The organism is Kitasatospora sp. NPDC001132, assembly GCF_053598415.1.
In genome coordinates, this window is record NZ_JBSFKF010000003.1 from 163,266 (window position 1) to 181,244 (window position 17,979).

Annotated in this window: 16 protein-coding genes and 1 riboswitch; of the genes, 10 read left to right on the top strand and 6 right to left on the bottom strand. The window is 75.4% G+C overall.

The window, feature by feature from the left end:
- Nucleotides 1-48: 48 nt before the first annotated feature.
- On the bottom strand, nucleotides 49-1,131 hold the full coding sequence (locus ACWDBE_RS05135; protein ID WP_449807245.1) for an alcohol dehydrogenase catalytic domain-containing protein: 1,083 nt from the start codon (nucleotides 1,129-1,131) through the stop codon (nucleotides 49-51).
- Nucleotides 1,132-1,336: 205 nt separating this feature from the next.
- On the opposite strand from ACWDBE_RS05135, the gene ACWDBE_RS05140 reads away from it, so the two are divergent.
- The 4 genes from ACWDBE_RS05140 (at nucleotide 1,337) to ACWDBE_RS05155 (ending at nucleotide 5,504) form a co-directional block, all read left to right on the top strand.
- Nucleotides 1,337-1,990: a class I SAM-dependent methyltransferase gene (locus tag ACWDBE_RS05140; protein ID WP_449789225.1), complete on the top strand. Its 654-nt coding sequence runs from the start codon at nucleotides 1,337-1,339 to the stop codon at nucleotides 1,988-1,990.
- Between the two features lie 215 nt (nucleotides 1,991-2,205).
- Nucleotides 2,206-3,396, top strand: coding sequence for a hypothetical protein (locus tag ACWDBE_RS05145; protein ID WP_449807246.1), 1,191 nt, complete (start codon nucleotides 2,206-2,208; stop codon nucleotides 3,394-3,396).
- Between the two features lie 7 nt (nucleotides 3,397-3,403).
- Entirely contained in the window at nucleotides 3,404-4,411 is a 1,008-nt protein-coding gene (locus ACWDBE_RS05150; protein ID WP_449807247.1) for an N-acetylmuramoyl-L-alanine amidase, read from the top strand.
- 187 nt (nucleotides 4,412-4,598) lie between these two features.
- Nucleotides 4,599-5,504, top strand: a complete 906-nt coding sequence (locus ACWDBE_RS05155) for a hypothetical protein (protein WP_449789222.1) — start codon at nucleotides 4,599-4,601, stop codon at nucleotides 5,502-5,504.
- A gap of 123 nt (nucleotides 5,505-5,627) precedes the next feature.
- Here ACWDBE_RS05155 and ACWDBE_RS05160 read toward each other — a convergent pair whose 3' ends face one another.
- The 3 genes from ACWDBE_RS05160 to ACWDBE_RS05170 form a co-directional block, all read right to left on the bottom strand.
- Nucleotides 5,628-6,689: a prenyltransferase gene (locus ACWDBE_RS05160; protein WP_449789221.1), complete on the bottom strand. Its 1,062-nt coding sequence runs from the start codon at nucleotides 6,687-6,689 to the stop codon at nucleotides 5,628-5,630.
- Entirely contained in the window at nucleotides 6,686-7,489 is an 804-nt protein-coding gene (locus ACWDBE_RS05165; protein ID WP_449807248.1) for a class I SAM-dependent methyltransferase, read from the bottom strand. The genes ACWDBE_RS05160 and ACWDBE_RS05165 overlap by 4 nt, the downstream gene beginning before the upstream one ends.
- A gap of 86 nt (nucleotides 7,490-7,575) precedes the next feature.
- A complete protein-coding gene (locus ACWDBE_RS05170) occupies nucleotides 7,576-8,886 on the bottom strand; it encodes a glycosyltransferase family 4 protein (RefSeq protein ID WP_449807249.1) in 1,311 nt (436 codons plus the stop codon).
- Between the two features lie 231 nt (nucleotides 8,887-9,117).
- Here ACWDBE_RS05170 and ACWDBE_RS05175 point away from each other — a divergent pair, with 231 nt between their 5' ends.
- From ACWDBE_RS05175 to ACWDBE_RS05200, 6 genes are all read left to right on the top strand, one after another.
- Nucleotides 9,118-9,750, top strand: coding sequence for a TetR family transcriptional regulator (locus ACWDBE_RS05175; protein ID WP_449789218.1), 633 nt, complete (start codon nucleotides 9,118-9,120; stop codon nucleotides 9,748-9,750).
- Nucleotides 9,751-9,888: 138 nt separating this feature from the next.
- Nucleotides 9,889-9,970, top strand: a riboswitch (cobalamin riboswitch).
- Between the two features lie 106 nt (nucleotides 9,971-10,076).
- Nucleotides 10,077-11,324 (top strand): prenyltransferase/squalene oxidase repeat-containing protein, encoded by a 1,248-nt coding sequence (locus ACWDBE_RS05180; RefSeq protein ID WP_449789217.1) that lies wholly within the window; start codon nucleotides 10,077-10,079, stop codon nucleotides 11,322-11,324.
- Nucleotides 11,324-12,049: an SCO2322 family protein gene (locus tag ACWDBE_RS05185; protein ID WP_449807250.1), complete on the top strand. Its 726-nt coding sequence runs from the start codon at nucleotides 11,324-11,326 to the stop codon at nucleotides 12,047-12,049. Before ACWDBE_RS05180 ends, ACWDBE_RS05185 begins: the two co-directional genes overlap by 1 nt.
- A gap of 21 nt (nucleotides 12,050-12,070) precedes the next feature.
- Nucleotides 12,071-13,180 (top strand): CbiQ family ECF transporter T component, encoded by a 1,110-nt coding sequence (locus ACWDBE_RS05190; RefSeq protein WP_449807251.1) that lies wholly within the window; start codon nucleotides 12,071-12,073, stop codon nucleotides 13,178-13,180.
- Nucleotides 13,177-14,778 (top strand): ABC transporter ATP-binding protein, encoded by a 1,602-nt coding sequence (locus ACWDBE_RS05195; protein WP_449807252.1) that lies wholly within the window; start codon nucleotides 13,177-13,179, stop codon nucleotides 14,776-14,778. Before ACWDBE_RS05190 ends, ACWDBE_RS05195 begins: the two co-directional genes overlap by 4 nt.
- Entirely contained in the window at nucleotides 14,775-15,611 is an 837-nt protein-coding gene (locus ACWDBE_RS05200) for an ECF transporter S component (RefSeq protein WP_449807253.1), read from the top strand. Before ACWDBE_RS05195 ends, ACWDBE_RS05200 begins: the two co-directional genes overlap by 4 nt.
- A 123-nt stretch (nucleotides 15,612-15,734) precedes the next feature.
- Here ACWDBE_RS05200 and ACWDBE_RS05205 read toward each other — a convergent pair whose 3' ends face one another.
- Nucleotides 15,735-16,541, bottom strand: a complete 807-nt coding sequence (locus ACWDBE_RS05205) for a helix-turn-helix domain-containing protein (RefSeq protein WP_449807254.1) — start codon at nucleotides 16,539-16,541, stop codon at nucleotides 15,735-15,737.
- A gap of 232 nt (nucleotides 16,542-16,773) precedes the next feature.
- Nucleotides 16,774-17,820: a glycosyltransferase gene (locus ACWDBE_RS05210; RefSeq protein ID WP_449807255.1), complete on the bottom strand. Its 1,047-nt coding sequence runs from the start codon at nucleotides 17,818-17,820 to the stop codon at nucleotides 16,774-16,776.
- Nucleotides 17,821-17,979: the final 159 nt, after the last annotated feature.

Genomic DNA, 17,979 nt, shown 5'->3' on the forward strand with positions numbered 1-17,979 from the left:
CCCGGCGGGCCCGACCCGTTTCCGGAGCCCGCCGGGGGAACGGCGCCCTCAGCCCATCGTCACGACCGTCCGCAGCGCCTCACCGCTGCGCATCTGCGCGATCGCCTCGTTGACGTCCGCGAGCCCGACCCGGTGGGTGACCATGCCGTCGAGGTCGATCCGCCCGGCGCGCCAGAGGTCCACGACGAGGCCGATGGTGCGCGACACCGTCGCCCCGCCGTAGAGCGAGGGCAGCAGGCGCTTCTCGTTGAAGAACAGCTCGCCCATCGTGAACTGCGCGAGGTCGTCCTGCGCGCCCGCGCCGATGACGACCACCGCGCCGCCGCGCCGGGCGGCGTCGTAGCCGGCCCGGACGGTGGCCGCGCGGCCGACCGCCTCGAAGACGTGGTCGAAGCCGCCGCCGGGCAGTTTCTTGGCCACCGCCTTCAGCTCCTCGGGCGCGATCGCCTCGGTGGCGCCGAACGCCAGGGCGCGCTCGCGGCGCGAGGCCACCGGGTCGACGACGGTGATCCGGCCGGCGCCGCAGACCCGGGCGCCCTGCACGGTGGCCACGCCGACGCCGCCCGCCCCGATCACCGCGACGGAGGCCCCGGGCTGGACCCCGGCGGTGTTCACCGCGGCGCCGATGCCCGTGGTCACGCCGCAGCCGATCAGCGCGGCGGCCTCGTACGGGAGGTCGGCGGGCACCTTGATGACGGCGTTCGCCGCGACCACGACCTCCTCGGCGAAGGCCCCGGTGCCGTAGAAGCCGGAGGCGCTCAGCTCCCCCTCGGCGATCCGGAAGCCGGGGGCTCCGAGGCCGCGCAGGCTGGCGACGCACAGGTGGCCGCGGTCCTGGCGGCAGTGGTCGCAGTGGCCGCACGGGGCCATCCAGCAGAGCACCACGCGGTCGCCGACGGCGAGACCGGTGACGCCCTCACCGACCTCCACCACGTCCCCGGCGCCCTCGTGCCCGGGGACGAACGGCGCGGGCTGCGGCAGCACACCGCTCATCGCGGAGAGGTCCGAGTGGCAGAGGCTGGCGGCGCGCATCCGCACCCGTACGGTGCCCGGCCCGAAGCCCACGGCCGTCACGTCCTCGCGCACGTCGAGGGTCTCCTGGCCGGTCTCGTGCAGGACGGCTGCGCGCATGGTGCTGCTCCCGGGGTGCCGGTGTTCCTCTGATCGACGGTCGCGCCGATTCTGGCACGGTCGGCGCAGCGCGACTAGAACGCGTTCCACACCCCGACCGGCCCGGACGCCCCGACCGGCCCGGACGCCCCGGGCGCCACCGCTCCCGCTACCGTCGAGTAGGGTCCGTGCACGTCCGCCCGCGTCCCGACCCCGAGGAGCACCCATGTCCGACCTGCTGCTGAGCGCCGAACCGGCGCCCGAGGTGCTGGCGGCGTTCGAGGGGGCCACCGGGTTCATGCCGGTGGACGAGGGGCTCGCACTGTACGCGGCGGCGGTGGCGGCGGCGCGCGGCACCGGGCTGCCGGTGCTGGAGATCGGCACCTACTGCGGCCGCTCGGCGATCCTGCTCGCGGCGGCGGCCCGGGAGGCCGGGACGGTCGCGCTGACCGTCGACCACCACCGCGGCTCGGAGGAGCAGCAGCCCGGCTGGGAGTACCACGACCCGACGCTGGTCGACCCCGAGGTCGGGCTGATGGACACCCTGCCGCGGTTCCGCCGCACCCTGCACGCGGCCGGGCTGGAGGAGCACGTGGTGGCCCTGGTCGGCCGCTCGCCGCGGATCGCCGCGCTGTGGGGGCGCCCGCTGGGCCTGGTGTTCATCGACGGCGGGCACACCGACGAGCACGCGACCGGCGACTACGAGGGCTGGGTCCCGCATCTGGCGCCGGAGGGCCTGCTGGTGGTGCACGACGTCTTCCCGGACCCGGCGGACGGCGGCCAGGCCCCGTACCGGGTGTACCTGCGGGCGCTGGCCGAGGGCTTCGAGGAGGTCTCGGTGACCGGCTCCCTGCGCGTCCTGCGCCGCGCCGCCCGCTGAGCCCGTTCAGCCGGCTGAGCCCGGCCGCGCGGCGGCCCGTGCGGCGGCCCGTGCGGCGGCCCGTGCGTTCCCGCCGCCCGGTCACCCGTTCGTTCCCGCCTCCCCGAGCCGATGCTCTAACGTCGTGCCAGGGCTGTCGGGCGGGGGTTCCACCGGTACGGTGGCCGCGCAGCACCAGGCAGAGCATCGGCGGACGGTTGGGGGCCAGCAGCGACATGACGGACCAGCAGAACAGCGCTCCGGCGGTCTGGGACCCCACCGCGCGCGGTGGCGCCGGCGGCTGGGTGCGCGGCCCGCAGCGCCCGGCCGACGCCCGGTCCGCGTCCGAGGCCTCCGCCGCCCCGGCACCCGCCGCGCCCACCGCACCCCTGCCGCCCGCGCCCGGCGCCGTCGGCGACCAGGGCCCGCCGCCGGGTGCCCGCCCGTACCCGGCCACCCCGCCCGGCTACGACCCGCCGACCGCCCGGCTGTTCCCCGCCGCCACCCCGCCGCCCCCGGCCGCCCCGCCCGCGGCCCCGCCGTTCCCCTCCCACTCCGGCCCGCAGTCCCACGTGCCGCAGCAGGACCCCGGCCACGACTACTTCCTGCAGCCGCCCGCCGCTGCGCCGCCGCCCCCGCCCGCCGCCGCCCCGCCGCCCCCGTACGCCTTCCAGCCCGACTACCCGACCGGCCCCGTCGGCGAGGAGGAGCGGCCGGCCAACCGCAGGGCCCCGCTGCTGATCGGCTTCGCGCTGCTCCTGGTGCTGGCGGTCGGCGGCGGCCTGCTGTTCGCCGTCCGCGGCGGCGGCGACAAGGACGGCCAGGCCGCGCCCGCCCCGACCTCCGCCCGGGCGACCGGCGCGGACAGCCTGCCGCCCGCCCCCGCGCCCACGGGTACGGACGGCGCGCCGAGCGCCGCCGCGAGCGCGTCCGGCGCGCCGTCCCCGACCTCGACCGCTCCCGGCCCTGGCGCCCAGGCCCAGGCCCAGGCGCTGGACGCCCTGCTCAGCGAGGGCGAGAGCGCCAAGGCCCCGATCGGCAGCGCCGTCGCCAAGGTGACCAGCTGCCCGCCGAAGGCCGACATCGAGAGCGCCGCGCAGACCTTCGACAACGGCGCGACCCAGCGGACCGCCCTGCTGGCCAAGCTCTCCCAGCTGAGCGTCACGGACGTACCGGGCGGCGCGGACGCGGTGAACTCGCTGAAGTCCGCCTGGCAGCTGTCCGCCGACATCGACAAGGCGTACGCGAGCTGGGCGCGCTCCGTCGCCGCCCAGGGGTGCACCGGCAGGGCCCCGGCCACCCAGGACAAGAAGCACGCCGACGAGCTCAACCCGCAGGCCACCCAGGCGAAGACGGACTTCATGAACAAGTGGAACGCGATCGCGAAGAGCTACGGCCTGACTCCGCGCACCCAGGACAGGATCTGACCGACCAGTGACCGGCTCCGCCCCCCGACCGCCCCGTCGCTCCGCCCTGCTGCGCGCCACCACGGCCGCCGCGGTGGCCGTTCCGCTCTGCACGGCGGGCTGGTTCGGCTGGCGGGCACTCGACCGCTCCGACCCGGCGGGCGCCACCGCGGCCCCGGCCACCCAGGCCGCGGCGCCCGCGACTCCTGCGACCGAACAGCCGAGCACCGCCGACGGCGCGGCCGCGCCGCCCCTCATCCCACCCGTGGCCCCGGCGCCCACCGACAGCGCACCCGCCGGGACCCCGCCCCCGCCCGCCGCCGGCGGTGAGGGCGCCGCCCTGGCCGGCCGCACCGTTCTGCTCGACCCCGGCCACAACCCCGGCAACTCCGCCCACACCGCCGAGATCGACCGCCAGGTGGACATCGGCAACGCCCGCAAGGAGTGCGACACCACCGGGACCGAGACCAACGCCGGCTACACCGAGGCCGAGTACACCCTGGACGTCTCCCGCCGGGCCCGCGCCATCCTGGCCACCCGGGGCGCCAAGGTGGTGCTGGTGCAGGACGGCGACCGCCCGTGGGGCCCGTGCATCGACGAACGCGCCCGCGCGGGCGCCGACGCGCACGCCGACGTCGCGCTCTCGGTGCACGGGGACGGCGGCCCGGCGGGCGGCAGCGGGTTCCACGTGATCATGCCCGCCAGGGTGGTGGCCGGGAAGGCGGACAACGCGGCGATCGTCGATCCCTCGCACCGGCTCGGGCTGCTGCTGCGCGACCGGTTCCACGCCGCGACCGGTGAGCCGTACGCGGACTACATCGCCAAGGACGGCCTGGACACCCGCTCCGACCTGGGCGGCCTCAACCTCTCCACCGTCCCCAAGGTGTTCATCGAGTGCGGTAACATGCGCAACTCGACGGACGCGAAGCGGATGACGGACCCTCAGTGGCGCCAGCAAGCGGCCCAGGGGATCGCCGACGCGCTGACCGCGTTCCTGACGACCCAGGAGAAGGCCGAAGAGCGACGCGGGAGTTGAGCCGCAGCCCCCCGCAGGACGACGCTTCGGCCGGACCGCACGGTTTGCAACGACTTCGCCCCATTCCCGGTCCCGCCGTGCACCGGCAGGACGGTTGGGCCTAGGCTTCTGGTCCGTTCGGGAGTTTCGGCCGGTCAGCCCGACCGTACGAACCACCGTCCACGACACGTCAACGAGGGGAACGTTAGTGAATCTGCGCGCTCTCACGAGGGGAGACGCCGCCGTCGCGGGCGCGGCCGTCCTGCTCTTCATCGCCTCCTTCCTGCCCTACTGGACCGTGGACTGCAGCGGCCGGTACTGCGGCGACACGACGCAGAACGCATGGAGCACCGAACTGTTCCCCGTCCTGCCCTCGATCTACCTGCTGGGCATCGCCGCCGCCCTGCTGATCCTGGTGCAGCGCTTCCAGGGCCCGGCCGCGGCCACCCGCCAGGTGCTCGGCCTGCGGCTGGACCAGTGGGGCATCGCCTTCTCCGTGGCGGCGCTGTGGACCTCGCTCTGGTCGCTGGGCGGTGGCCCGAAGGCCCCCAGCTTCAGCCACGGCTTCGGCGCCTGGCTCGGCGTCATCGCCCTGGTCGTGCTGGCCGGCGCCGCCGCCGCGAGCGCCCTGGTGCCCGCGCTGAAGGCCCCGCTGGTCGCCGACCGCCCGGCGGCCGTCCCCGGCCAGTACGGCTACCCCGGCCAGCCCGGCCACCCGGGTGCCGCCCAGGCCGGCCAGTACGGCTACCCGGCCCAGGGCCAGGACCCGGCGTTCGGCGGCCAGGGCGGCTACGGCTACCCGGGTGCCGGCCAGCCGCAGCCCGGCCAGCCGGTCCAGGCCGCCCAGCCGCACGACGCCGCCGCCCAGGCCCCGCAGCCGACCCCGGCCGCGCAGCAGGCGCCCGCCCCGGCGGACTTCCAGCCCTTCTGGTTCGCCGTCCCGGCCCCGCGCCAGCTGGCCCCGAAGGACAACCCGGCCGGCGCCCCGGTCGGCGAGGTCGTGCCGGGCACCTGGTACCTGGCCGTCGAGCAGCGCGGCGCCGCGCTGGTGGCGCAGCTGCCGGACGGCAGCCAGGGCGTGCTGGCCGACACCACGGGCATCCAGCGCGGCTGACGGCCCGGTCGGCCGCTCGGCCGACCGCGCTCGGACGCACACGCGAAGGGGCGGGACCGGAGAACCGGTCCCGCCCCTTCGCCGTTCGCGCGTTCGGCGTTCGCGCGTTCGGCGTTCGCCGACTCAGCAGCAGTCCTCGACCACCAGCCCGACGGGCAGCTGCTCCCCGCCGAAGACCGCGACCGTCGCCGGGTCCCCGCCGAGCGCGGCCACCGCGAGCAGCAGCGCCCCGGCCGTCCAGGTGGTGCGCTCCTCCGGCCAGATGGCGTCGTCCTCGAAGACGTACCCGGTCCAGTACGAGCCGTCCTCGTGCCGCAGGTGCTTCTGGATCCAGCGCAGGATGTCCACCGCGCGGTCGGACTGGCCGATCGCCCAGAGCGCGAGCGCCAGCTCGGCGCTCTCCCCGCCGGTCACCCACGGGCGGTCGCTGACGCAGCGCACGCCGAGGCCGGGGACGACGAAGCGCTCCCAGTCCCGCTCGATCCTGGCCAGCGCCGCGTCGCCGCGCAGGCCGGTGCCGAGCACCGGGTAGTACCAGTCCATCGAGTAGCGGTCCTTGTCCAGGAACCGCTCGGGGTGGTGGGAGACGGCGTGACCCAGCCGCCCGGCCGCGAGCTCCCAGTCGGGCTGCGGCTCCTCCAGGTACTCGGCGATGGCCAGGCCGCAGCGCAGGGCGTGCAGGATGCTGGACGAGCCGGTGAGCAGTGCCTCGTCGGTGGCGGCGCCGTCCTCGTCGACCCGCCAGGCGATCGGGCCGCCGGGCAGCCGCATTCCGACGATGAAGTCCAGGGCGCGCCGGACGACCGGCCAGATCCACTCCAGGAAGGCGTCGTCACCGGTGCTGAGGTGGTGGTGCCAGACCCCGACCGCGATGTACGCGCAGAAGTTGCTCTCCTTGGCCCGGTCGGTGACCACACCGTCGGTGTAGGCCGCGTACCAGGAGCCGTCCGGGTTCTGGGCAGCCGCGAGCCACCGGTAGGCGGACTCGGCGGCGGCGTGCTCGCCGGCCGTGTCGAGGGCCATCGCGGCCTCGGTGTGGTCCCAGGGGTCGAGGTGGTGGCCGGCGAACCAGGGTATGGCGCCGTCGGGGCGCTGCTCGGCCAGGATGCTGCGCACGGTGTCGGCGGCCTGCTCGGCGTCGAGCACCCCGTCGAGCAGCAGCACCTCGGGAACGGCGGCGGTCATGCCGACCCGCCCGGCGCGTGGTCGGCCGCGGTGCGGTCGGGCTCGATGCGGTCGGGCTCGATGCGGTCGGGCTCGATGCGGTTGGGCTTGGAGGCGTACGCGACGAAGCTCTTGCCGATCACCGGGTTGAGCGCCCGCTCGGCGGCCTTGGTGAGGGTGCTGATCACCGGGGTGCCGACGATGTCCCAGACCAGCAGCTGGTGGTAGGCCTTGACCGGCAGCGCCTTGTCGTTGTCGACGCCGACCGCGCACTTGATCCACCAGTACGGCGAGTGCAGCGCGTGCGCGTGGTGGGTGCCGTACGGCTCCAGGCCGGCGTCCTTGAGCTTGCCGAGCAGTTCGTCGCCCCGGTAGATCCGGATGTGGCCGCCCTCGTTCGCGTGGTACTCGTCGGACAGCGCCCAGCAGATCTTCTCCGGCAGCCAGCGCGGCACGGTGACGGCGAGCAGGCCGCCCGGCTTGAGGACCCGGAACATCTCGTTGAGCACGCCCTTGTCGTCCGGGATGTGCTCCATCACCTCGGAGATGATGATCTTGTCGAAGTACTCGTCCTCGAACGGCAGCGCCAGCGCGTTGCCCTCCATCGCGACCGCCGACGCGCCCTCGGGGGCCTCACCGGCCTGCTCCATCGCCGCGAACCACTTCCTGACCTCGGCGATCTCCTCGGCGTTCTGGTCGAGGGCGATCACGTTGGCGCCACGGCGGTAGCACTCGAACGCGTGCCGGCCCCCGCCGCAGCCCAGGTCGAGCACCCGGTCGCCGGGGGCGAGCGGAAAGCGCGAGAAATCGACGGTCAGCACTTCAGGACTCCCATTCCTTTTGCTACCAAGCGTTCTTGACGCTCCGTCGGACAAGCCCCGCCTGCCCGACAACGGCGGGGCCGTGGCTAGGCCACGTACCGCCAGCCCGGCCCCGAGCGGGCACGGGCGCCGACGCCGGTGGCGATCGCCGCGCGGTAGGCCTCGGCGGTCAGCTCGGCCGCCCGCTCCCAGGTGAACCGGGCGAGCACCCGCTCCCGTCCGGCCGCACCGAGCGCGGCCCGCAGCCGCGGGTCGTCCAGCAGCCGGCCGAGCGCCGCGGCCAGCGCGTCCGCCTCCCCCGGCGGGACGGCCAGGCAGGTCTCCCCGTCCGGTCCTGCCACCTCGGGGATCGCCCCGCCGGTGGTGGCGACCAGCGGGGTGCCGGTGGCCATCGCCTCGGCGGCGGGCAGCGAGAAGCCCTCGTACAGCGAGGGGACGCAGGCCACCTCGGCCGAGCGGTAGAGGTCGACCAGTTCCCGGTCGGTCAGCCCGCTGCGGAACTCGATGTGCTCTGCCAGTCCGAAGCGGCTCACCGCCTCGGCCACCGGCCCGTCCTCCTTCTGCGGCTTGCCGACCACCACCAGGTGGGCGTCCCGCTCGGTGCGGACCTTGGCGAGCGCCTCGACCAGGAAGACCAGGCCCTTCAGCGGGACGTCCGCGCTGGAGGTGGTGACGATCCGGCCGGGGACGCGCTCGACCGCGTCCGACGGCGACCAGAGCCGGGTGTCGGCGCCGATCGGCACCACCGAGATCGCGCCCGGCGCGGCGCCCAGGTGCTCGGCGATCTCGCGCTGCGAGGTGCCGGAGACGGTGATCACGTGGTCCAGCCGGGCGGCCACCCTGCGCTGCATCCGGGTGAAGGCGTACCAGCGGCGCAACGAGAGCCGCTTGCCCCGGGTGGTGGCGGCGTCCAGCTCCAGCTGCCGGTCCACGGTGATCGGGTGGTGGATCGTGGTGACCAGCGGGAAGCCGTGCCGGGCCAGGCCGAGCAGGCCGTAGCCGAGGGTCTGGTTGTCGTGCACCACGTCGTAGCGGCCCTTGTGGGCGGCCAGGTACCGGCGGGCGCGCAGCGAGAAGGTGAGCGGCTCGGGGAAGCCGCCGGTGCGCATGGTGGCGTACTCCAGCACGTCAACCGGGCCGCGGAACTCGTCGCGGGCCGGGGTGCGGAACGGGTCGTCGGCGCGGTAGAGGTCCAGGCTGGGCAGCTCGACCAGGCGCACCGAGCCGGGGCCCTCGACCTCGTCCAGCACCGGGAAGGGCTGGGCGCCGATCACGTCCACGTGGTGGCCGAGCCTGGCCAGCTCCCGGGAGAGGTGTCGTACGTACACGCCCTGACCGCCGCAGAAGGGGTCACCGCGGTACGACAACAGGGCAATCCGCAGCGGCTGCGCGATCATCCCGGGCCCTCTTCTCTAGCTGCTGACGGTGCTGCCGGTCGTGCTTCCGGTCGCTAAAGTAGATCAGGTTTCAGTGGCCGGGGAACTCGCCGTCGACCACGTGAACAATGAGAGACCTCGAAGATACCGGCCCGTAGCTTTTCCTCAGGAGCCAGGGCTGGTGATTCCCACCACGCGAATCCTGCCGACCATGTGGAGCACGCCGCCACTCTCGCCCGCCCGGGAGCACCCTTGCCGCCACCCCCTCCTCCGACGCTGCCGCCGGTCCCGCCGACCGTACCGCCGCCCGGCGAGCCGCCGCTGACCGCGAGCCAGGCCGAACGGCGCCGGCGCATCCTGCGGGCCGCCACCGCGCTGGCGGTGCGGGGCGGGTACGAGGCGGTGCAGATGCGGGAGGTCGCGGAGGGCGCGCACGTCGCCCTCGGCACGCTCTACCGCTACTTCCCGTCCAAGGTGCACCTGCTGGTCGCGGTGATGCTGGAGCAGCTCCAGGGCCTGCGCGAGCACATCCGGCGGCACCCGCCGACCGACCTCGAACCGGCGCCGAGGGTCGCCGACACCCTCACCCGGGCCTTCCACGCGCTGCAGCGCGAACCGCTGCTGGCCGAGGCGATGGTCCGGGCGCTGTCCTTCGCGGACCGCTCGGTCGGGGCCGAGGTGGACCGGGTCAGCGTCGCCACCGGGCAGCTCATCCTGGACGCGATCGGCCAGTCCGAACCGCCCACCGAGAGCCAGCGCGCGGCGGTGCGGGTGATCGAGCACACCTGGCACTCGGCGCTGGTCGCCTGGCTCTCCGGCCGCGCCTCGATCGCCGAGGTGCGGGCCGACCTGCACACCGCGGCCCGGCTGCTCACCCTGCCGTGAACCGGCCGACCACCGCGCCCAGGAACAGCCCCTGCGCACCCGTCGACTGGAACCTGTTCCTGCTGGGCCCGGGCCGCTGCGCGCGCCCCGGCGGCTAGAGTCGACAGGCAGCAGAACTCCATCCCGCTCCTCCCCCGGGGAAAGCCGGTGCGAATCCGGCGCTGACCCCGCAACCGTGAGTCCGGCGCCGCACGCGGCCGCCCGGGCGAGTCGGAACACCCGGGGAGGGGCGAGCGGCCAGTCAGGACGCACGCGCCCGGCACCGTCGAGGACTACGGAACGGCCCCGCCCGGGCCACCACCGCTCACCGAAAGGCACACCGCACCATGCTGACCGCCGCCCGCCTGGGCGCCGCCGCCCTGTCCGCCGCGCTGTTCACCGGCCTCGCCGCCGGCCCGGCCCTCGCCGACAGCCCCGCGCCGACCCCGCCCACCACCGACGGGCTGTACGGCAAGAGCGACCCGACGTACGACGGCGTCTGGCGGCAGTCACTGGCGCTCACCGCGCTCACGGCGGCCAAGGTCACCCCGGCCGACTCCGCGGTCGGCTGGCTCACCGGACAGCAGTGCGAGGACGGCGGCTGGCCCTCGTACCGAGCCGCCGGCGCGGCCTGCGACCCCAAGACCGAGGACAGCAACGCCACCGCCGTCGCCGTCCAGGCCCTGGTCGCCCTCGGCGGGCACCAGGACGCCGTCGACAAGGGCGTCGCCTGGCTCAAGGCCAACCAGAACGCCGACGGCAGCTGGGCCTACAACCCGGGCAGCCCGGGCGACGCCAACTCCACCGGGCTCGCCGTCAACGCGCTGTTCGCCGCCAGGACCGACCCGGCGGGCGTCGCCAAGGCCGGCAAGTCCGCCTTCGACGGGCTCGCCCTCTTCCAGCTCGGCTGCGCCGCCCCCGCCGACCAGCGCGGCGCCTTCGCGTACCAGCCCGACCCGGCCTCCGGCGCCCTCACCCCGAACGCCCTGGCCAGCGCCCAGGCCGCGCTCGCCGCCGGCGGCGGCCACCTGCCGGCCGCCACCTCGGTGCGCGCCGACGCCGCCCCCAAGGCCCTCGCCTGCGCCTCCGACGCCGCGGCGGCCTCCCCGTCCGCAGTCGCCCACGCGGACTCCGGCGAGGCCGTCGGCGCCTACCTGACCGCCCAGCTCGCGGCCGGCGGCAACCACCTCAGCCTCACCACCCCGGGCGCCGCCCCCACCCCCGACTACACCGCCACCGCCTGGGCCGCCCTCGCCCTCATCCAGAGCGGCCACCCCCAGCAGGCCGCCGGCGCCGTCGACTGGCTCGGCCAGGAGGGCGCCACCTGGACGAAGGACGGCACCGACGCCGGCGCCACCGCCACCCTCCTGCTGGTCGACCAGGCCGCCCAGCGCGACACCGCCGCCCTGACCGGCCGGCTCACCGCCCTCGGCCCGACGCCCAAGGCCGCCGCGGCCTCCTCGGCGACGCAGGCCCCGAAGGAGAAGAAGGACGGCGGCATCGGCCAGTACTGGCTCATCGGCGTCGGCCTCCTCATCGGCGTCGGCGGCGGCCTCCTGCTCAGCCTCCAGCGCAAGCGCAACCAGCACCTCTGATGCGCGCCGCTCCCCTCGCCGCCCCGGGCCGGCGGTCCTCCACCGGCCTTGCCGTGCTGCTCCCGCCCCTCCTCGGGGCGGTGCTGCTGCTCGCCTGCGCCGCGCCCGCGCAGGCCGCCGGGTACCGGTACTGGTCGTTCTGGCGCGGCGGCGAGGGCGGCAGCTGGACGTACCAGCAGCAGGGGCCCGCCGTCGCGGTGCCGCCGGACGGGGCGGTGGACGGGTGGCGGTTCGCGCTGAGCCCGGACGGCGGGCAGGACGCCGCGAAGCCGCGGGCCGCCGGAAGCTTCGCCGGGATCTGCGCGAACACCCCCGCGCAGGAGGGGCGCAAGCGGGTGGCCGTCGTGCTGGACTTCGGGACCGCCGAGGACACCGGCGCGTCCGCCGGCTCTTCGGCCGCCGGCTCTTCGGTGACCGCGCCCGAACAGCGCACGGCCTGCGCGAGCGTCGCACCCCGCGCCACCTCGGCCGAGGTGCTGGCCGCCGTCGCCCCGCCGCTGCGCTACGACACCAACGGGCTGCTGTGCGCCATCGCCGGGTACCCGAAGGCGGGCTGCGGCGACCAGGTCGGCGCGGCGGGCGCCACCCAGCCGGACGCCGGCGCCGCGTCGGCCGACCAGGGCGGCGGCAGCGGCCCCGACGTCGGCCTGCTCGCCGGCGGCGCGCTGGTCGCCGTCCTCGCCGGCGGAGCCGTCTGGCAGGCCCGCCGCCGCCGTCACTCCTAGTCCCCCACTCAGGAAACCTCCGTGAGCAGCACCGCCGCCCGTAGCACCCGCCCGCCCACCGGTCCCCGTCAACTGCACCCCGGGGCCTGGTGGTCGTGGGCGCTCGGGCTGGGCGCGGCGGCGACCCGCACCACCAATCCGGCGATCCTGCTACTGCTCGCCGCCGTCGCCGGGTACGTGGTCGCGGCCCGGCGCGGCGATGCGCCGTGGTCGCGCTCGTACGGGGCGTTCCTGCGCCTGGGCCTGCTGGTGCTGGGCATCCGGCTGGTGTTCGCGGTCTTCCTCGGCTCGCCGATCCCCGGCACCCATGTGCTGTTCACACTGCCCGAACTCCCGCTGCCCGCCTGGGCGCAGGGCGTGCGGATCGGCGGGCGGGTCACCGTCGAGGGGCTGCTCGCGGCGCTGTACGACGGGCTGCGACTGGCGACCCTGCTGATCTGCGTCGGCGCCGCCAACTCCCTGGCCAGCCCGGCCCGCCTGCTGCGCACCCTGCCCGGCGCGCTCTACGAGGCGGGCGTCGCCGTCGTGGTGGCGATGACCTTCGCGCCGAACCTGATCGCGGACGTCCGCCGACTGCGCGCCGCCCGCCGGCTGCGCGGCCGCACCGACAAGGGCATCGCGGCCGTGCTGAGCGTCGGACTCCCGGTACTGGAGGGCGCGTTGGAGCGGTCCATCGCCCTGGCCGCCGCGATGGACACCCGAGGCTTCGGCCGCACCGCCGACGTCCCGCGCCGGCTCGCCCGGGCGACGGCCGCGCTCACCCTGGCCGGGCTGCTCGGGATCTGCCTGGCCGCGTACGGGCTGCTGACCGCCGACGGCGCGGGCTGGGCGCTGCCCGTCCTGGCGCTCGGCCTGGCCGCCGCCTTCGCCGGACTGCTGCTCGGCAGCCGACGGTCCGTCAGGAGCCGCTACCGACCCGACCCCTGGGCCCTTCCCGAGTGGCTGACCGCCGGCTCCGGAGTGGGCGTGGCGGCCCTCACCACCTACCTGGCCGCGCAGGACCCGGCCGCGTTCGCCCCCACCGTCGTCCCGCCGACCGTCCCCGCGCTGCCCCTGGCCGCCGTGCTGACCGTCCTGCTCGGCCTGGTACCGGCGTTCGCCGCCCCGACCCCGCCCCGGAGGGCATCGTGATCACCTTCGAGCAGGTCTCCGTCCGGTACGCGGACTCCGCCGCGCCCGTGCTGAACGGCGTCGACCTCACCGTCCCCGAGGGCGAACTCTGCCTGCTGGTCGGCCCGTCCGGCTCCGGCAAGTCCACCCTGCTGGGGACGGTCAGCGGCCTGGTGCCGCACTTCACCGGCGGGGTGCTGCACGGCCGGGTCACCGTGGACGGCCGGGACACCCGCGAGCACCGGCCGCGCGAACTCGCGGACCTGGTCGGCACGGTGGGACAGGACCCGCTGGCGCACTTCGTCACCGACACGGTGGAGGACGAACTCGCCTACGGCATGGAGTCGCTGGGCCTGCCGGGCGACGTGATGCGCCGCCGGGTCGAGGAGACCCTCGACCTGCTCGGCCTCGCCGACCTGCGCGACCGCTCCCTGAACTCCCTGTCCGGCGGCCAGCAGCAGCGCGTCGCGATCGGCTCGGTACTCACCGTGCACCCGCGCGTGCTGGTGCTGGACGAACCCACCTCGGCGCTCGACCCGGGCGCGGCCGAGGAGGTGCTGTCCGTCCTCCAGCGGCTGGTGCACGACCTCGGCACCACCGTGCTGATGGCCGAGCACCGGCTGGAGCGGGTCGTCCAGTACGCCGACCAGGTGCTGCTGCTCACCCCCGACGCCCCGCCCGTCCTCGGCGAACCCGCCGAGGTGATGGCGCACTCCCCGGTGCACCCGCCGGTGGTCGGCCTCGGCCGGCTCGCGGGCTGGCGGCCGCTGCCGCTGTCCGTCCGCGACGCCCGCCGCAAGGCCGCCCCGCTGCGCGCCGAACTGGACGGCCGCGGCCCGGCCCCCGCCTCCGCCCCGACCGCGTCCCCGCTGGCCGTGACCGACCGCCTCGCCGTCCGGCGCGGCCCCGTCCCGGCGCTGCGCGGCGTGGACCTCGCCCTCCACCCCGGCGAGATCACCGCCCTGATGGGCCGCAACGGCGCCGGCAAGTCCACCCTGCTGGGCAGCCTGGTCGGCCTGCACGCCCCCGCCTCCGGCAGCGTCAGGGTCGGCGGCCGCACCCCGCACCGGACCCGGCCCGCCGAGCTGATCCGGGAGGTCGGCCTCGTCCCGCAGGACCCGCGCGACCTGCTGTACGGCGAGTCCGTCGCCGCCGAGTGCGCCGCCGCCGACACCGACGCGGGCGCCGCCGCCGGCACCTGCCGCGCGCTGGTCGAGCGCCTGCTGCCCGGCATCGCCGACGACGCCCACCCGCGCGACCTGTCCGAGGGCCAACGGCTCACCCTCGCCCTCGCCGTCGTGCTCACCGCCCGGCCCCCGCTGCTGCTCCTGGACGAGCCGACCCGCGGCCTCGACTACGCCGCCAAGGCCCGGCTGGTGGAGATCCTGCGCTCGCTGGCGGTCGAGGGCCACGCCGTGCTGCTCGCCACCCACGACGTCGAACTGGCCGCCGAACTCGCCCACCGCACGGTGATCCTGGCCGAGGGCGAGACCGTCGCGGACGGCCCGACGGCGGAGGTGGTGGTCTCCTCCCCCGCCTTCGCCCCGCAGGTCGCCAAAGTGCTGGCGCCCGGGCCGTGGCTCACCGTCGGGCAGGTCGCGGAGGCGCTGGGCGCATGAGCACTCGTCCCGTCCCGCTGGGGCGCCGGTCGATAACGGCGCTGCTGTCCGTCTCCTTCGTCGGCGTCGCCGCCTTCGGCTGGCCGCTGCTCGCCTCCACCAAGTCGGCGCTGGTCGGACACTCCACGGATGCGCCGTGGCTGTTCGCGCTGCTGCTGCCGCTGCTCCTCGCCGTCGTCGTCGCCCAGATCTCCGAGGGCCGTACGGCGGGCGGCGGGGCGCCCGGGCTGGACGCCAAGTCCGTGGCCCTGCTGGGCGTGCTGGCGGCGGCGGGCGCTGCGCTGCGGCCGCTCGGCGCGGGCACGGCCGGACTGGAGCCGATGTTCTTCCTGATGGTGCTGTCCGGGCGGGTGCTCGGGCCGGGCTTCGGCTTCGTGCTCGGCTCGCTGTCGATGTTCGCCTCCGCGCTGCTCACCGGCGGGGTCGGGCCGTGGCTGCCGTTCCAGATGCTCGCCATGGGCTGGGTGTGCCTGGGCGCGGGCCTGCTGCCGGGGGCCTCCTCCCTGCGTGGCCGCCGTGAACTCCTGCTGCTCGCCGGGTACGGAGCCGTCGCGTCGCTGCTGTACGGCACGATCATGAACCTCCAGGGCTGGCCGTACATCGGCGGCCTGGCCGGCTCCATCTCCTTCGTACCGGGCGACGCGCTGCCCGCCAACCTGGTCCGCTTCGCGGCGTACTGCCTGACCACGTCCCTGGGTTGGGACCTGCCTAGGGCCGCCCTGACCGTCGTCCTGTGCCTGACCCTCGGCACCCCCGTCCTGCGCGCCCTGCGCCGCACGACCCGCCGCGCCGCCTTCGACGCCCCGGTCACCTTCCGCCCGCCGGAGTCGTGAGCCGCCGGGAGCCGCGGAAGTAGGCGTTGGCCGCCAGGAGTCAGGTTTCTCGACAGGCCCGATCCTCCGCGCCCGGCCCGGCATGGCCCTCCCGCTGACCGAAGAATCCCCCGGGGGCCACTTCTACTCCGCTGCCGCCCGGCAGGCGCCACACACCTGCCCGGGCCCGGCCACGGGCCGCCCGCACAACCCGCTGCGCCCGGGGCACTCGTGCCTCCTCGGGCCGTCGCCCGCCTGTCGGGGCGCGGGAACGGCCGGCACCTTGGCGATCCGCGCCGCCACGATCGCCCCGACGCTGTGCGTGACCCTGTCCGGGAGGGGCGCCGACAGAATCCCGGTGAGCACCTCACGGCTCCACCCACCGGCCAGCAGCCCCTCCACCCGCGCGGCCTGGTCGCACAGCGGCTTCCCCGCCAGGGCCATCCTCGGCTCCCGGCGGCCGAGTTCGAGCAACAGCGCCATGCCCGCCGTCAACTCCTCGGATGGACGGACGGAAGGCTCTTCCACGTCCTTGGTTGCCGGTTCCTTGGATGGGCCTCCCGCCCTCCCGACAGCTGGCACACCCGGAGCTGGGACACCGGCGGCCGGGGGCGCGGGAAGCGGCGGCACGGTGTGCACCGCTTTGCCCGTCACCGGCACCTCGTGCACCGAGACGACCGTCCGCACCTGCCCGGTCTGCGGGTCCCGCAGCATACGACGCACGTAGTGCCCCGCCGCCTCCAGCTCCCGCAACGCTCGGGCGACGGTCGTCCGCCCCTCCACACTCTTGGCGGCGAGGGTGCGGATGTCCTCGCGGGCGCCGTCCGGCAGGCTGAGCAGGTAGCTCAGCAGCCCGCGCGCGGCCCAACTCAGCGAGTGCTTACGGATGACGTGGCCGTTGTCGAGGATCGTGTATCCGGGCGCATGCTTGGGGATACGATGAATCTGCATTCGGGAGTCCTTCGCTCCTGGTGCCAAACCCCGGGGTGTTGGCGCACCGCCGGGGATCACTTTTTGCTCACGCACCGAGCGCCCCGTGGAGCACCCGGCACGGCAATGTTCACCGTAATGCCGTAACGTCCCATCAAGCTCCCACTCCCACCACCCATTCGGGCGGCGCGTGCGCGCACAACCCGGCGCGCCCCGGGCTCGTGAGCCCGGGGCGTGCCTCGCAATCCGGCAGTCAACCGACCACATGGTCCGGCTCGTCCAGCCACACCCGGTGCTCGCCCTCGACGGTGACGGTCAGGCCGAACCGGTCGAGGCCCGGCTCGCCCTGGCGCTGCCACCAGGAGTGGGCGGCGGTCACCTCGTCCCACAGGCTGCGGGAGCCGGACTGCGAGACGGCGTGCTTGCCGTCCCAGTCGGCGAGGCGGCAGTGGGCATACGAAACCCCGTCCCAGACCTCGAACCGGCCGGTACCGAAGCGGTCGTAGCCCGCCCACACCTCCTGCCGGAACAGGCCCGGCAGCCGCAGCCCGATCGCGAAGGCCGCGTCGGTGTGCTCAGCCACAGCGGCGGGGTCGAGTGCGGACGGACCGTACCGGACGTCCCCGATCTCGAACTCGCCGCTCCCGGGCCGCTGGTCCCGCACCCACATGAAGGCGACGTCCTCGACGAACGGCCCGCTCGCAGAACGGCCGTCCTCGGCGACGGTGAGCTTCAGCAGCCCGCCGTTGCAGAACGCCGTGCCGTACGGAACGAGGATCACGCCCCCGGGCGCCGTCTGCTCGATCAGCGCCCCGGGGACGCGTTGCACGGCCGCGGTGACGTGAACCCGGTCGTACGGCGCGCCCGCCGGATGGCCGAGCTGGCACATCCGGGCGGCCATCCCGACCGGCACCGCGACGTAGCCGCCGGTGCCGAGCATGACGTCCGGGCCGAAGTCGGCGACCGCGGAGCGGGCCTGTGCCACTCCCAGGGGAACGCGGCCCATGTCCTTGACGTTGGCGGGTGACACCAGCTTGAGCGGGTTGGCGGAGCGCCGGATCTTCCCGGTGGCGACGGTCCTGAACGGGATGTTCTCGGCGGCCGTCACCTTGGCCTCAAGGCCGGTGGCGGTGCCGATCCACAGGACGTCCAGGGTGCCGTTGACCTCGGCGAGCCGCGACCGCAGGGCGCGGATCGCAGTGAGCGCCGGGTAGGTGTGGCCACCCGTTCCGCCGCCAGTGACGATCAGCCGCAGAGGTCGGCCAAGAGGAGAGACGAGATCGCTGATGTCCCGGTTCACATCCGGAACATACTGGTGGCACTGGTCGTACGGGGACCGCTGCTGGGCGCTGGCCACCGGCGCGCCGGCCGCGGTCTACGGGCCGCCGCGCCGGTAGCCGACACGACATGCGGCCGCGCTCCGGTACCCGACCGGGGCAGCGGCCTCGGGCCAAGATGG

Bases quoted from the DNA above. Each gene is read 5' to 3' on its own strand.
- ACWDBE_RS05135 (WP_449807245.1), bottom strand. From the start codon at position 1,131: ATGCGCGCAGCCGTCCTGCACGAGACCGGCCAGGAGACCCTCGACGTG.
- ACWDBE_RS05140 (WP_449789225.1), top strand. From the start codon at position 1,337: ATGTCCGACCTGCTGCTGAGCGCCGAACCGGCGCCCGAGGTGCTGGCG.
- ACWDBE_RS05145 (WP_449807246.1), top strand. From the start codon at position 2,206: ATGACGGACCAGCAGAACAGCGCTCCGGCGGTCTGGGACCCCACCGCG.
- ACWDBE_RS05160 (WP_449789221.1), bottom strand. From the start codon at position 6,689: ATGACCGCCGCCGTTCCCGAGGTGCTGCTGCTCGACGGGGTGCTCGAC.
- ACWDBE_RS05170 (WP_449807249.1), bottom strand. From the start codon at position 8,886: ATGATCGCGCAGCCGCTGCGGATTGCCCTGTTGTCGTACCGCGGTGAC.
- ACWDBE_RS05180 (WP_449789217.1), top strand. From the start codon at position 10,077: ATGCTGACCGCCGCCCGCCTGGGCGCCGCCGCCCTGTCCGCCGCGCTG.
- ACWDBE_RS05185 (WP_449807250.1), top strand. From the start codon at position 11,324: ATGCGCGCCGCTCCCCTCGCCGCCCCGGGCCGGCGGTCCTCCACCGGC.
- ACWDBE_RS05200 (WP_449807253.1), top strand. From the start codon at position 14,775: ATGAGCACTCGTCCCGTCCCGCTGGGGCGCCGGTCGATAACGGCGCTG.
- ACWDBE_RS05205 (WP_449807254.1), bottom strand. From the start codon at position 16,541: ATGCAGATTCATCGTATCCCCAAGCATGCGCCCGGATACACGATCCTC.